This is a genomic window from Parageobacillus caldoxylosilyticus (assembly GCF_019272935.1).
Classification (GTDB): Bacteria; Bacillota; Bacilli; order Bacillales; family Anoxybacillaceae; genus Saccharococcus; species Saccharococcus caldoxylosilyticus.
This window is the reverse complement of record NZ_CP040553.1, coordinates 3,495,044-3,510,543: the sequence shown is the minus strand read 5'-3', so window position 1 is coordinate 3,510,543 and position 15,500 is coordinate 3,495,044. Positions and strand designations below refer to the sequence as shown.

General features: G+C 42.6%; 12 protein-coding genes and 1 pseudogene. 1 reads left to right on the top strand and 12 read right to left on the bottom strand.

Annotation, left to right across the window (positions count from 1 at the left end):
- Window positions 1-19 precede the first annotated feature (19 nt).
- The 6 genes from BV455_RS17890 to BV455_RS17865 form a co-directional block, all read right to left on the bottom strand.
- Window positions 20-979 (bottom strand): ABC transporter ATP-binding protein, encoded by a 960-nt coding sequence (locus BV455_RS17890; protein WP_061579720.1) that lies wholly within the window; start codon window positions 977-979, stop codon window positions 20-22.
- Between the two features lie 3 nt (window positions 980-982).
- Entirely contained in the window at window positions 983-1,990 is a 1,008-nt protein-coding gene (locus BV455_RS17885) for an ABC transporter ATP-binding protein (RefSeq protein WP_061579719.1), read from the bottom strand.
- Window positions 1,991-2,005: 15 nt separating this feature from the next.
- Window positions 2,006-2,947 carry an ABC transporter permease gene (locus BV455_RS17880; protein WP_061579718.1) on the bottom strand — a complete coding sequence of 314 codons (942 nt, stop codon included), beginning with the start codon at window positions 2,945-2,947 and terminating at the stop codon, window positions 2,006-2,008.
- A 2-nt stretch (window positions 2,948-2,949) separates the two neighbouring features.
- Entirely contained in the window at window positions 2,950-3,876 is a 927-nt protein-coding gene (locus tag BV455_RS17875) for an ABC transporter permease (protein WP_280638360.1), read from the bottom strand.
- A gap of 35 nt (window positions 3,877-3,911) precedes the next feature.
- The gene (locus BV455_RS17870) at window positions 3,912-4,760 is read right to left on the bottom strand and encodes a M55 family metallopeptidase (RefSeq protein WP_218687508.1); all 849 of its coding nucleotides are present in this window, start codon (window positions 4,758-4,760) and stop codon (window positions 3,912-3,914) included.
- A gap of 145 nt (window positions 4,761-4,905) precedes the next feature.
- Complete coding sequence (locus BV455_RS17865) at window positions 4,906-5,352, bottom strand: Lrp/AsnC family transcriptional regulator (RefSeq protein WP_218687507.1); 447 nt, start codon at window positions 5,350-5,352, stop codon at window positions 4,906-4,908.
- Window positions 5,353-5,564: 212 nt separating this feature from the next.
- On the opposite strand from BV455_RS17865, the gene BV455_RS17860 reads away from it, so the two are divergent.
- Complete coding sequence (locus tag BV455_RS17860) at window positions 5,565-6,719, top strand: amidohydrolase (protein WP_218687506.1); 1,155 nt, start codon at window positions 5,565-5,567, stop codon at window positions 6,717-6,719.
- Between the two features lie 187 nt (window positions 6,720-6,906).
- Here the strand turns inward: BV455_RS17860 and BV455_RS17855 are convergent, their stop codons facing one another.
- The 6 genes and pseudogenes from BV455_RS17855 to gabT all read right to left on the bottom strand — a co-directional run bounded on the left by BV455_RS17855 (window position 6,907) and on the right by gabT (window position 15,444).
- The gene (locus tag BV455_RS17855) at window positions 6,907-7,671 is read right to left on the bottom strand and encodes an enoyl-CoA hydratase (protein WP_218687505.1); all 765 of its coding nucleotides are present in this window, start codon (window positions 7,669-7,671) and stop codon (window positions 6,907-6,909) included.
- A 536-nt stretch (window positions 7,672-8,207) separates the two neighbouring features.
- Window positions 8,208-9,194, bottom strand: a complete 987-nt coding sequence (locus BV455_RS17850) for a hypothetical protein (protein WP_017434327.1) — start codon at window positions 9,192-9,194, stop codon at window positions 8,208-8,210.
- Window positions 9,195-9,365: 171 nt separating this feature from the next.
- Window positions 9,366-10,792, bottom strand: a pseudogene (locus BV455_RS17845) (sodium:solute symporter).
- 43 nt (window positions 10,793-10,835) lie between these two features.
- Entirely contained in the window at window positions 10,836-12,182 is a 1,347-nt protein-coding gene (locus tag BV455_RS17840; protein ID WP_061579554.1) for an aspartate aminotransferase family protein, read from the bottom strand.
- Between the two features lie 435 nt (window positions 12,183-12,617).
- A complete protein-coding gene (locus BV455_RS17835) occupies window positions 12,618-14,057 on the bottom strand; it encodes an aldehyde dehydrogenase family protein (protein WP_061579555.1) in 1,440 nt (479 codons plus the stop codon).
- Window positions 14,058-14,097: 40 nt separating this feature from the next.
- Window positions 14,098-15,444, bottom strand: a complete 1,347-nt coding sequence (gene gabT / locus BV455_RS17830; protein ID WP_061579556.1) for a 4-aminobutyrate--2-oxoglutarate transaminase — start codon at window positions 15,442-15,444, stop codon at window positions 14,098-14,100.
- Between the last annotated feature and the right edge of the window lie 56 nt (window positions 15,445-15,500).

Below are 15,500 nucleotides of genomic sequence, written 5' to 3'. Positions count from 1 at the left end.
TTTATCCCCCTTTAAATGTTTATTGATTATACAAATGGCAAGCTGTCCAATGGTTTTTCTTTACTTCTCTCCAAGCTGGCTCCATTTTGGAGCAAATATCCATTGCGTATGGACATCTCGTGCGAAATCTACAGCCGCTTGGAGGATGAACAGGACTAGGTGGATCTCCTGAAAGAACGATTCTTTCCCTTTTCCTAGCCAGTCTTGGATTTGGGATCGGAATCGCTGACAAAAGCGCTTGCGTATAAGGATGCAACGGTTCTTCAAATAAATCGGAACTTTCCGCGATTTCCATCATTTTTCCAAGATACATCACCCCAATCCGATCGCTTATATGTTTTACCATTCCAAGATCATGCGCAATAAACAAATAAGTTAAATCTTCTTCACGTTTTAAATCATCAAGCAAGTTAACTACTTGCGCTTGAATCGAAACGTCTAAAGCGGAGATCGGCTCATCGGCAACGATAAATTTCGGTTTTACCGCCAATGCGCGCGCGATGCCGATCCGTTGCCTTTGGCCCCCGCTAAATTCGTGAGGAAACCGCTCTGCATGTTCAGGACGCAGTCCTACTCTTTCAAGAAGGTGATACACTAATTCTTGTCTTTCTTTTCCTTTTGCTAAATGGTGGGCATCAATCCCTTCCGCAATAATGTCGCCCACTCTCATTCGCGGATTTAATGATGCATGCGGGTCTTGGAAAATCATTTGCATTTCTCGATTTAATTTTCTTTGCGTCTGTCTGTCTAAATTCCCCAATTCATGGCCGTCGAAGCGAATTTTGCCCGAAGTGGCGGGATAAAGGCCAACAATCGTTTTTCCTAACGTCGATTTTCCGCTTCCACTCTCGCCAACCAATCCGAACGTTTCTCCTCTGCGGATGGCGAAAGAAATACCGTCTACCGATTTCACGGTTTGATTAGGGCCGATTTTAAAATACTTTTTTACATTTTCCACTTGAAGAATCTCCTCAGACATTCATTACTCCCTCCCTGCTACAATGAACGCTTCCACTTTGGGAGCTCTAGGGTCATTCAGCCAGCATCTTGCTGTATGCCCATTAGAAATATGGAATTCTGCCGGGCTTTTTTCTACACAAATTTCCATCGCATATGGGCAACGCGGGGCAAACGGGCATCCTTTTGGCGGCGAAAAAAGATCTGGCGGGGAGCCCTCTATCGGCACTAGACGTTTCTTCTCTTTGTCATGCAAATTTGGAATGGAGCGCAATAGCCCCCACGTATACGGATGTTTCGGATTTTCGAATATATCGAAAACGGTGCCCGTCTCCACCACGGTTCCGCCATACATGACGATGACCCGTTGCGCCATTTCAGCCACTACACCTAGGTCATGCGTAATTAAAATAATCGACATTCCCATCTTTTTTTGCAACTCTTTCATCAAATCAAGAATTTGCGCTTGAATCGTCACATCCAGCGCCGTTGTCGGCTCATCGGCAATGAGCAGTTTCGGATTACACGCTAAAGCAATGGCAATCACTACTCTCTGCCTCATCCCCCCACTAAATTCATGGGGATATTGATGATACCTTTCTTCCGCATTAGGGATTCCTACTAGACGCAACAATTCAATCGCCTTTTGCTTCGCTTCCGCTTTCGACAGTTTTTGATGTTTCCGTATCCCTTCTGCAATCTGTTTTCCGATTTTCATTGTCGGATTTAATGATGTCATCGGGTCTTGGAAAACCATTCCTATTTCTGAACCTTTTAATTTTCGCATTTCCTTTTTCGACAAATGCAAAATCTCTTTTCCGTTAAAGCGAACGTTTCCATCCTTAATGTTTTTCGCGGGAATTAATCCCATAATCGTTTGAACGGTTACCGTCTTGCCGCTTCCGCTTTCCCCGACAATAGCGACGACTTCCCCTTGATCGACGTAAAACGAAACATCGCGAACCGCCTGAACTTCGCCGCCATACGTAGGGAATGTTACTTTCAAATGCTCTACTTCCAACAAATGGCTCATGGAGACAATCACCTCCTATTTTCTAGTTCTTGGATCTAGCGCATCTTGTAAGCCGTCCCCAAATACGTTAAAGGCAAACATCGTCAAAGCAATCATAAACCCAGGGAAAAATAGCCTCCACCATTGACCGTTTAAAATAACGCCTAAAGCATCATTTGCCATCGTTCCCCAGCTTGCAAACGGTGCTTGTACTCCCAATCCTAAAAAGCTTAAAAACGATTCAGCGAAGATGGCTTGGGGAATCGTAAAGGTTAAATTGACAATGATAATTCCTAATGCATTAGGCAACAAATGGCGGAAAATGATTTTCGCATGTGACGTTCCCAATTTTTGTGCCGCCATCACATACTCTTGCTGCTTTAGCTGAAGGATTTGGCCTCTAATAATTCGGGCCATTCCTACCCATCCTGTAATCGAAAGCGCAATAATGATCGTCCATAATCCCGGTTCCATAATGACCATGAGCAAAATCACGACTAATAGATACGGAATGCCGTACAGTATTTCTACAATCCTCATTAAAATATTGTCAATACGGTCCCCAAGTTTTCCTCGTCCTGCCATATATCCTGATATTCCTCCTACAAGAACCCCTATCACTAAATCGATTAACGCCGCGACGAGCCCAACAGTCAGCGATATACGCGCCCCATACCAAGTACGCGACCACATATCCCTTCCTAAATCATCCGTTCCGAACCAATGCTTGCTAGAAGGAGGTTGGCTGCCATTCGCCAAATTCTGATCGGAATAGCTGTATGGAACTAGATGGGGACCTACAATCGCCATAATGACAATAGCTAATAAAAGAATCGCTCCCAGCATCGCCATTTTATTTTTTACAATGTTGATAAGGACCTGTTTTCCAAAGCTGAGACTCGGTCTTTGAATGACGTCAGACTCGAGCCTGCTGCGATCAATGGGGCGAAATAAAGCATCTTCTTTTTGTGAAATCATGCTTAGTCCCCCTTACTCGTTAACTTAATTCTCGGATCAATCAAACGGTAAGAAATATCGACGAGGAACAATGTGATGACTAAAATCGTGCTAAAAAACACAGTCGTTCCTAAAATAACGGGATAGTCACGGTTAAAAATGCTGTCGACAAAATATTTTCCAAGCCCTGGTATAGCAAAAATTTTCTCGATCACGAAAGTACCTGTAATCAAAACGGCAAATAATGGACCAATAAATGTAATGACTGGCAAAATCGCATTTCGGATACCATGCTTAATAACAATGGCTGCAGGAGACAGTCCTTTTGCTTCCGCGGTTTTAATATAATTTTGCCGCATTACTTCCAACATGCTAGAGCGCATAAAGCGGGCGATGACCGCCATTGGGGTAGTGGCTAAAGCGATCGATGGCAAAATCGAATGAGCCCATGTTCCCCAAGATGCTACAGGAAATAGTTTCCATTCAACTGCAAAATATTTGATTAGCAAAGGCGCTAAAATAAAACTAGGAACAGAAATACCGATAATCGCAAAAAACATGGCCACATGATCAAGCAATTTATTGTGGTTTAACGCGGCGATAATACCTAGCAATATTCCAAACACAAGCGCAATCACCAACGATTGCAATCCGAGAACAGCAGAAACAGGGAATCCATCGGCAATCAATGTATTGACATCTCTTGTTTCTGATTGAATCGATGGCCCTAAATCAAACGTTAATAAATTTTTCATATATAACACATACTGAACAGGCAACGGTTTATCCAAGTTATATTTCGCTCTAATATTTTGCAATACTTCCTCCGGTAATACGTTGGCATCTGAAGCAAACGGATCGCCAGGAATAGATTTCATAATAATAAACGTCAAGGTAGCAATGAGCCAAATCGTAACAATCATTGTAAACAAGCGCTTGATAATGTACATGCCCACCCCTCCTTCTGTGAGTGTTTCATGGATCATTAAGCATTCACATGACCTAATACTCCATTCGTCGCCGTCATCGCAATGATGACACATCCCCACATATGCTTATAGGCGGTGACAATATCATCACACGTAAAAGTAATGGTCCGAGGCCCTATTAATGTGACCGTTGGAAGCGTTGTAGTCATCGTTGCTTGATTCGGCCCTTTAAATTCAATTTCGAATGTGACAGGCCCCTCTATTTTCAACGGCGGGCATTGCTTTGCTTTTTGTACGGCCTTTTTTGCTTTTTCCTTAATCAGTTCATGTGCTTTTACAGGATGGAGCAAATCTGCCGCAAAACGGTCAATCCCGCGTTTTACTACCGCCGCTTCCACATGCGGCAACGTTTGGCGGACTTCATTGACATATGCATCGTCACCTGAAATAAAAATGGCAGGAACGTCGTAATAACCAGCTACGAATGCATTCATCTCCGTTTCGCCCACAACACGGCCGTTAATCTTCATTTCGTTCACACAAATTCCCGCTAAACTGTGGCTGATGACCGTTCTTTCCGAACCATTTTCACGCCCATGGTGGCCGACAAACATAATGCCATCAAAACTATCGTCAAGCCCCTCGAGCTGGCACATGACTCGGTTGCTGCCGGAAATGAGCCGTGCTCGTGGATCTAATTCTTCAATGAGAATATTAGACATGTTTCCATGTCCATCAGCAACAACTACCTCTGTCGCTCCTCCGAGAAAAGCACCCTCAATCGCTGCATTGACATCCTGCGTCATAAGTTTACGAAATCGTTGATACTCACTACTCGTTTTTAGTTGCTGGTTAGTTGCTACACCTGAAATTCCTTCCATATCCGCTGAGATAAAAATTTTCATAGTATTCACACCTCTTTACTTAATATTTAATGATAAAAAAGTTGAATGCTCATTGAACTACAGAACAATAGTTCGCTTACTAATGTTGCTTTCAATCTCTTCAATCAATAACTTTCGTGAGAGGATGACCATGTCTAACACGATATTAAATGTAATCAAACGTATTTTTATACACCTCTAGTTGTATAATGGTATTCATTTCAATAATTCCTTGAATGTTATTTAATGTCTTCACTACATCTGTAATTTCATCTTGACTCGGAACCGCGATTTGGATTAAAAGCTGATAACATCCAGAGGTTAGCGTAATATATCGAACCTCTTTCATTTCTTTTAATCGATCAATGACATCAGACAATTTTTGAGCCTCGACTTTTAGTCGAATGATGGCCCCCGCACGAATTCCTAACGCAATCGGATTGACCACTCCAACTACTTCGAGAATGCCATGATCAATAAGATTTTTATATCTTGTGCGAACTGTTTTTTCTGTTACATTCAATTTGTTAGCAATTTCCGTAAACGACATTCTTCCATCATTAGAGAGTAACTTAATAATCTGTCTATCTAGCTCGTCGATATCGTACTTCATAATTACCCCTTTTCTATACTCTTTTTTTGTTTTTGTATTTTAAAAAGTTATTAAAATTGAATTTAACTACCGGTTTACAATACAAAAAATATAATTTATTATCTTAATTAGGACTATTTGATTTTTTATTATAATTGCAATTATTCAAAAATTCAACAGCATTTTTTATACTTAGTAGAAAAAATTTTTTATAAAAGGAGAGATTATTGACGATGATTGTCATTCATGGCGGAACCCTGTTAGTAGGGAACGGTCAAAAAATCGAAAATGCTTGCATTGTAATAGAAGAAGGGAAAATTAAGGAAATCACAAAACAACTACAAGATCCGTCTCTGTTTGATCATGCCGAGATTATTGATGCATCTGGAAAATTTATTACACCTGGATTGATTGATGTTCATACTCATCTCGGCATTCATGAAGAGGGAATTGGAAAAGAAGGTCACGATTTTAACGAAATTAGTTCTCCAGCTACTCCCCATGTTAGAGCTATTGATGGAATTAACCCAAAAGATAAAGGGTTTGATGATGCGAGAAGGGCAGGAGTAACAACTGTACAAGTTATGCCTGGAAGTGCCAATGTCATTGGCGGAGAGATGGTAGTTATCAAAACAGTGGGGCAAACCGTCGATGAAATGGTCGTAAGAAATCCATCAGGAATGAAAGCGGCTTTTGGGGAAAATCCAAAACGGGTCTATGGAAACAAAGGAAAACTTCCAACGACAAGAATGGGAATTGCCGCGCTGTTTCGCGAGCAGTTTATTCAAGCGCAAACGTATCTGCAAAAAATCGAGAGCGGAAAAGAAGTAGAGCGCGATTTAAAAATGGAAAATCTAGCAAAAGTATTGAAAAAGGAAATACCGCTGCGCGTTCATGCACACCGTGCGGATGACATTATGACCGTGATTCGTCTGGCGAAGGAATTTGGTTTTGATTATACGATTGAGCATTGCACGGAAGGACACCATATTGCCAATTATATTGCCGAAAGCGGAATACGGGTATCTGTCGGTCCAACTATGTCTACCCGTTCAAAAGTTGAGCTTGCCGATAAAGGTTGGCATACACTGCTTGCCTTACGCGATGCCGGAGTGCCTTTTTCGATTACCACGGACCACCCTGTTATCGGTATTGAACATTTGATGACGAGCGCGATTCTTGCGGTCAAACACGGATTAGAAGAGTCTCTTGCCCTTCAGGCGATTACATTAAATGCCGCAAAGCATCTAGGTATAGAAGATCGTGTCGGCTCGGTGGAAGTCGGGAAAGATGCGGACATTGTCATTTGGAGCGGCGATCCATTCGATTTGCGGCAAAACGTAGAAATGACCATTATTAATGGTCATGTCGTATTTCAAAAAGACTAATTATACGAATGGTGACAATCCATCTCTATGTAGCGAATAATCTGTCCATTCATCATGCCTCTGTCGATCGTAAAAGTAATATTGAGCCTCTGCATCATTAGCATCTCACAAAAGAGATTGCCTACGTTTCATAAAAACAGCCCTTGTCTAAGAATCTTTATAAAGATTTTAGACAAGGGCTTCTTGATTATCTCCCCTGAAACTTCGGCTTCCGTTTTTCTAAAAAGGCGCGCACGCCTTCGCGGTGGTCTTCCGTTTGCCGCATTTTTTGCTGCGCTTCTGTTTCGAACTGAAGCACTTTTAACAATTCATCTTTTGTCAACTTGGCGTATAACGTCTTCGTGGCGATCATCGCTTGCAGCGGTTTGGCCTGCCATTCGGCGATTTTTTGTTCCACATACTGTTCGTCTTCGACGACAATGTCAACAATGCCTAGTTCATACGCTTCATCAGCGTTCATCGGTTTTCCTTCCCAAATGATATGCTTCGCTTTCACTTCACCGACCCGTTTCGCTAACAGGAAATGGCCGCCGCCGTCTGGAATGAGGCCGATGCCGATAAAGTTCATCGCTAGGCGTGCTTCTTTCGTGGCGATGACATAATCGCTTGCTAAAGCAAAGCTTAGCCCGAGCCCTGCCGCTGGCCCGTGAACGACCGAAACGACAACTTTCGGCATCATATACAACGCCGTGATCACTTCTTGGATCGTATTCATCACACTGCGAAATTGACTTGGGTCATCGACGCTGAGCATCGTCTTAATATCGCCGCCGGCGGAAAAGCCTCTTCCTCTGCCGCGGATCACGACGATGGATGCATCGCTTTGTTCAATTTGCCGCAATGCTTCGACCAGCTCGTTGAGCATTTGCACATCCATCGCGTTGAGCGAATCTGGGCGGTTCAGCTCCAATACCGCCACATTTCCTGAAAATGAAAGAACGACCGTTTCCATGTTTATCCCCCTTGCTTGACCAATTCTCTTATATTCAATTTCTCATTTTATTGTAAAACTCCTTTAATTTTTTAAGAAAAAAACACATCACCTAAAAGGAGATACGGGTTTCCATTGAACTACCCCACTTACCGGCTCATGCCGGTTGAAGTGGGGGATTCTCGTTTCCTTTGGCCGTAGTTGCTCAAAGGTTCCAAGAACCCCCTCCGTTCAACGAGAGGAGTAGCCATACAAGATGTCCGAAGCGTCCCTTTAGGGACGACCAGCTATATGCCTATGAAAGCACATATAGAAGGTACACCCTCTTCCATTCGTATGGCATCCAAAGAACGCATTGCAATGCACCCAGCTCCTAGAATCGCCATCTGCTCCGGTGACGAGAGTAAGATACTGGTACAATGCGTTCTTTTGTTTTAAAACTTCAAGAAATAATGATATTCTAATTTTATTACGCTAAAGCTTTTGTTAATTGACGTTTTTCGTCTTCCGACAAGGATGGATGAAATACATCTATCCCTTGATATGGTTGATTGACATTAAAAATATAATACATCCACTAGACATTTGATGATATAGTATTCCCCGTGATCTTCGATAGACCAAGAAATTGGTTTACCATACTCTTTTTTGTTTTTACATTGGATTTGATCTGTCACCACTTTATTTACAATCTCTTGCCCGTATGGAAACACAACTCCAGGAAAAATCACTACCTTACTTCCTACGGAAGTCATATGAAGTTCATTGGTTGCTGGATTGTAATGGAATACAAAGTTTCCAGAACCAGCATCTTTCCGGCCGGAGATGATCATTTCTTTATTTCGTGCAGCCAAAAAGAGCTTTCTCCAAGATTCGTGGTCCTTTATAAATTCTTCTTTCGTAAATTGCTGTTTAAACAACTTTTTTCCTCCGAACACGACACTTGGGATGTGTTCTTTTAATTTCATTTTCTTTTGTTCTAATCGATACAAACGATGTTTTAAACGACCGATTTTTGCTTTAGTCCGTTTAATTTTCACATCTAAATAACGATGTTCAAACAAATAGGAATTCATCCAAATCAAAGATTTGTTTTTTAACTCAAGAGAAACGATTCCGCTCTTACGCAATACAAAGTTTGTATTTTTTAGAAACCGTAGGTTTCCTTTGATACAACTCTCTTTGATTTTACGTAATTTCGTAAGTTTGGTTCGTTCTGTTTTCCGTTTTTTCTTCACATCTTTTATTTTTTCTTCTGTCTGTTGAATGTGCATTTTATTTAATTCCATTAGAGAGGAGAAAAGAGCATTTGCTTCCCGGACTGCACTGTTGGCAAAATAGTCATTCAGTCCGTATTTTTTCTTCACAACGATATGCAGACTTTCTTGATGTAATTTTCGTCCCCATCGCTTTTCCCGGATCAGTGTTTGAAAGGCGAAACGTTTCGCTTGATTGAATAACTCTAATGCATAAGATGTTTCCGTCACATGAAGAATATCTATTTTGGATTTATACAATCTTCTTGAAAAATACGCTTTTTTCATCTTTTCTCCACCTCTAACGGAACATAAGTTCGACATATTTGTTTATATTTTATGACAGAAGAAGAAAGTTTTTCAACTATTACGATTACTAAAAAACAAAAATGCCGATTCATCCCCCACCTATGCTCCGCTTAGAGATGGGGGTCTTCTCGGCAAAAAAGATAAAATACGTTAAAACGCGCTTTGTTCATCTTCCAACTCTTCCAATACGATGTCGCCTTTTTGTATGTTGGAAGATGGTTGCAGATAAGAAAAGATAATCATAGAAATAATGCTAGCCGCAATCCCATACATAATCGGATTGGTAGAACTTAATCCTTCCGCCGCCAAACCGACAATCACGACCAATGAACTAACAATAATTGAATAGAAACCAGCTTTCGCTGTCGCCCTTTTCCAGAAGAAACCGAGAACCGCAGGAACAAAAATTGCGCCGGATAAAATCGCATAAGCCACATCCAATGCTACGAGCACATCTTGAATCCAAATGGCAAACGTAATCGCGATAACTCCAATGGCTAAAGTGATCATTCTTGACAGAAAAACAAATTTTTGATCGCTAATGTCTTTTAGCCAATATTGCTTTAAAATATCATGTGATAAAAGAGTGGAAGAAGCAAGCAATGTTCCAGAAGCAGTGGACATGAGCGCAGAACATACACTGGCCAAAATGAGTCCTAACAAACCATGCGGCAAGATCGTCAGCGACATTTTGGCAAATACATTTTGCGGATCGTTAATGGTTGGGAAAACGATTACCGCACACATACCAATAATACTTAATGCTAATGCATAGGCAAAGCTGTATAGACCAGCATATACCGCACCGCTCCGGGCAATTTTTGTTGTGCGTGCCGTAAGCACCCGCTGCCAAATATCCTGCGATACAACCATTCCTAAAGTATATAGCAAAAAGTATTGAAAAATGTTCGCCCATCCCATTGACGTCAGATCAAAATGCGTGGCAGGCAATTGTTCAGAGAGCGCTTTCCATCCGCCTACATGGGACAAACTCATCGGCAGCATAACGAAAAAAATGCCGACTGTCATGATGATAAACTGAATAATGTCTGTCATGGTAACGCTCCACATTCCCCGAGAATCGTATAAAACAAAACGATTCCCCCGCCGACTAACATCGAAACCGTCATATTCCAACCTAGCACGGCATGAATAATGGTGCCCATTCCTATTACTTGCGTAACAGAGACCATCATCGTGTAAATGGCTGCTACAAGCGCGCTAATCAAACGTGTTTCTTTATTGTACCGACGTCCAAGCAATTCACTAATCGTAGTAACATTCGCACCATAAATTTGATTCGTAAAAAACAAACCGAGTACGGTAATTCCAAGACCAATCATAAATACAAACCATATGCCTGAAAGCCCGAATTGATATCCTAATTTAGCTGTTCCAATCGTCGAGGCGCCGCCAAGAATGACCGCAGACAGACAGCCAAGATAGACAAACAATCCGAGATTTCTGCCGGCAAGCGCGTAGTCTTCTACCGTTTTTGCCTTTTTCACCCCAAAAATCCCCACGATAATTAAAAGAAGAAAATAAAATAGAATAACCCCCGTATCCAGTATGCTCATGAAAATTCCCCCATCCTCTTATTTTTAAGCAAATGAACTGCTGTTATTTTCCAGTCATTTTCGTCATCAGTGGATGTGCGCCAATTTCTATTTCATATTCTGTCAACGCCTCATCTAGCATGTTTAATCCTTCGTCAATCTGCTCTTTCGTCACAGTCAGCGGCGGGATCATGCGAATGACCTCTCCTTTATTTCCGCATAGATAGAAAAGAACTCCTTTTTGCAGGCAGCGGTTCAAAATATTCATCACGCCTTCTCCGTTCGGTTCGCCAGTATGTGGATGAACAATCTCAATACCAATCATGAGCCCGATCGAACGCACATCTCCAATCACTGGATGCTTTGCTTTTAACGTTTCCAGCTTTTCGCGAGCATATTTCCCGACTACCCGACAATTTTCAAGCAAATTTTCTTCTTTAAATACTTCTAATGTGGCAAGCGCTGCCGCACATGCGATTGGATTGCCGCCAAATGTCGTACCATGGCTCCCTAGCGGCCATTGCTGCATCAACTCTTTCGAGGCAACCGTTGCGCTTAGCGGAAGGCCGGAAGCAATTCCTTTGGCGATCGCCATAATGTCCGGAGTGACGCCGAATGTTTGTGCCGCAAACCATTCACCAGTGCGGCCAAAACCGGTCTGCACCTCATCGAAAATGAGTAAAATTCCGTGGCGGTCACAAATCTCTCTTATTTTGCGCAGCCAGCCTTTTGGAGGCACAATATACCCTCCTTCTCCAAGCACCGGTTCCAAAATCATGCATGCCACTTCTTCCGGAGTAACTTGGTGAGCAAACAAAGAAGCCGCATCTTTTTCAAGCTTATTCGCAAAATATACATCCGGATCTTCCCCGTCCGGGCAGTCTTTTGGATCGGCATACGGCAGTTGATACGTCAATCCGTTTGGCTGTAAATATTTTCGGTATTTGCTTTTGGACGTACTTACACTAAGCGCCCCTAAAGAACGGCCATGAAAACATCCCGTAAACGAAACGACATATGGCCTTCTCGTCACGTGTTTTGCCAATTTAATAGCCCCTTCGATCGCCTCCGTTCCGCTGTTCGCAAAAAAGAAACAGTTCAAACCTTCAGGCATAATATGTGTTAATTCTTCAGCCAAACGAAGGATCGATTCATACATGATGACTCCGCTTGGCCCATGCATAAGGCGGTCTGCGGCATCTTTGATTGCTTGTACTACTTTCGGATGACGATGCCCCGTATTGGCAACTGCAATACCGGAAGTAAAATCCAGATATTTTTTTCCATCTAGTCCGTAGTAGTAGCATCCCTCTTCTTTCACCACCGGCAAGTTCGGATGGTCTTTGGCCATTGTTGGCGCGAGTAAATCCGACATTTTGTGAAAGAGGTGCATCCAGTTGTTCTCTGTCATGTACATTCTCCCCTTTAGCAAATCAGTTTGCCCATAAAAATTAAAATGCAAATATCATACCAACATTTATATAATTATAAATTTTATGAATTTAAAAAATAAATATTAAAATATCTATCTCTTCCTATACCTTTTGCTTTTTTTCTAGCGATGTTTTATTCTCATAACAACCTGTTTCTATTCTCTAAAATTTCAGAATCACTTTGGAGAAGATAGAGAGCGGCTAATTTCCTCGCTTCCATATTCACTTGTGCGTACTTCATCTAATCCACCTTTCGTGTTATTTGTTACTCATTTTTATATCCATCACTGAGTTAACCATTTTTTAATTCATTTTAGAATTAAAAAAATTCACTTCCGAATTAGCCAGTCATCCCTATTTTTTTCTAAAAAAAGAAAAACCGTACCACCATTTGAAGGTGATACGGATCATCATTAACGATTACGGTTGAAAATAACGAGTTTCAATTCCGTCATCTCTTCAATCGCATAACGAAGCCCTTCGCGGCCGAATCCGCTCTCTTTTACCCCGCCATATGGCATATGGTCGACGCGGAAGGTCGGGATGTCATTGATCAGCACGCCGCCGACGTGCAGCTTTTCTGCCGCTTCCCATGCGACATGTACATTATCCGTATATACGCCCGCTTGCAATCCGTACCGTGAATCATTGACAAGCTCAATCGCCTCTTCGATCGAGCGGACGCGGTTAATCAAGACAATTGGCGCAAACACTTCCTGGCACGATACTTTCATTGTTGGCTGTGCGTCTAAAATCACGGTTGGAAGCAGGATGTTTCCGTCCCGTTCACCACCAAGCGCGACTTTGGCTCCGCCTTGTTTCGCTTCTTCGATCCATGCGAGCGCCCGATCGACATCTTTTGGGGTAATCATTGCCGAGACATCGGTGCTTGGATCCAGTGGATCTCCCACTTTCAATTGTTTCGCCGCAGCAATAAATTTTTCGACAAACTCCTCATACCGCTTTTCATGCACGTAAATGCGCTGAAGCGAAATACATACTTGCCCCTGGAACGAAAACGCACCGAAAACGCAGCGCGGAATAATGCGGTCAATATCCACCTGTTCATCGACAATGACGGCCGAATTCGAACCGAGCTCGAGCGTAACCCGCTTTAAGCCCGCTTTGTTGCGGATGCCGATTCCGACTTCCGGGCTGCCGGTAAAGGTGATCATGCTGATGCGCGGATCGGTGACGATTTTATCGCCAACGGTTCTTCCGCTTCCCGTTACAACGTTTAACGCTCCTTTTGGCAGCCCTGCGTTTTCAAACAGCTCCGCGATAAAGTACGCAGAAAGCGGCGTTTGGCTTGCCGGTTTTAACACGGCCGTATTGCCCGAGGCAATCGCTGGGCCTAGTTTGTGTGCAACAAGGTTCATCGGAAAGTTAAACGGTGTTATCGCACCGATGACCCCAATTGGTTCTCTGACAGTAAACGCAACGCGATTTTCCCCGCCTGGTGCCGCGTCAAGCGGAATCGTTTCGCCATGAATCCGTTTTGCTTCCTCGGCGGCAAATTTGTACGTTTGAATCGTCCGCGCCACTTCTCCTTTTGCCGTTGTAATCGGTTTGGCTGCTTCGAGCGCAATGATTCGCGCCGCTTCTTCTGCGCGCTCTTGCAGCTCTGCGACTACTTTTTCTAAAATCTCCGCCCGCTTGTACGCCGGCATGCTGGCCATTTCTTTTCTTGCTTCATAAGCTGCAGAAATTGCCCGTTCGACTTCTTCTTCTGTTGCCATAGGAATTTCTGCCAACGCTTCCCCCGAATAAGGGGACGTTAATGTGGTATACGATTTTGCTTCCACCCATTCGCCGTTAATATACAGTTTCTTTTTGTCAAGCACTGTTTTCATCGTTTCCCCCTCTTTCTTCATCACTTTTTACCTTAACACATCATGCCAATTCACTAATCACTTCCTCCATCACATCTAATGCTTCCGCTAGCTGCTCATCTGTAATAACAAGCGGTGTTAATAGACGAATGACGTTGCTGTATATGCCAGCGCTCATGACAATGACACCGCGTTGATGGCATTCTTGTAAAATTGCTGCTGTTAATTCTTTATTCGGCGCTTTTGACTCAGAATCCTTCACAAATTCCATTGCCACCATGGCTCCAAGTCCACGTACATCACCAACTGTTTCGTATTTCTCCTGGAGCTGTCTGAACCGGTTCATTACCGTTTGGCCGATCACATTGGCACGCTTGACTAACTGCTCGTGTTGCAGCATATTAATGACTTGTAATGCCGCTACACAGCCAAGAGGGCTGCCTCCATATGTCCCGCCGATTTCTCCTGGATTTGGCGCATCCATTACTTCTGCTCTTCCAGTAACCGCACTGATTGGTACACCTGCTCCAATGGATTTCGACATGGTTATTAAATCCGGCACAACATCAAAATGTTCAATAGCAAACATCTTTCCCGTTCGTCCGAATCCTGTTTGGATTTCATCTGCTATAAATAGAATACCATATTTTTCGCAAATTTGTTTTACTCCTTGCACAAACGTTTTCGACGGAACAATAAAGCCACCTTCACCTTGTACTGGCTCCATAATAATTGCTGCTACTTCTTCTGCTGGAACTTCGGATACAAAGAAGTCTTCCAAACGTCTTAAAATCTCTGCATCTAATTCCTCGTTTGTCATGCCGGATGGTTTGCGGTAATAATATGGATACGGAATTTTGTACGTATCTGGCGCAAATGGACCGAATCCAAATTTATATGGTTTTACTTTACTTGTTAGTGACATCGCAAGAAGCGTCCGTCCGTGGAATCCTCTCTCAAAGGAGATAATGGCTTTTCTGCCTGTATATTTCCGTGCAATCTTTACAGCGTTTTCGACCGCTTCAGCACCGCTATTTAGGAAAAATGTTTTCTTATGATGAGTGCCTGGAGTAATTTCATTTAATTTTTCTGCTAATTGAATATACGGCTCATACATCATCACATGAAAGCAAGGGTGAATATACTGGTCAACTTGAGCTTTAATCGCTTCCACCACTTTCGGCGGGCAATGACCGACATTGAGACTTCCAATCGCCCCAGCAAGATCAATAAACGTGTTTCCGTCCACGTCTGTTAAGAGTGCCCCTTCCCCTTTGGCAGCAAACGTAGATACTGTATTAAACGGTCCCCGAGGAACGTTCTGTTCTTTTTTTCTTAGTAATTCTGTTGCTTTTGGTCCTGGAATGTTGGTTTTTAACTGTATAAATTTTTTTACTCCCGTCTTCATCTGTTTCTCCCTCCATTACTTTGTATTCACCTGCTTATAGATGCAAAAAACATGCC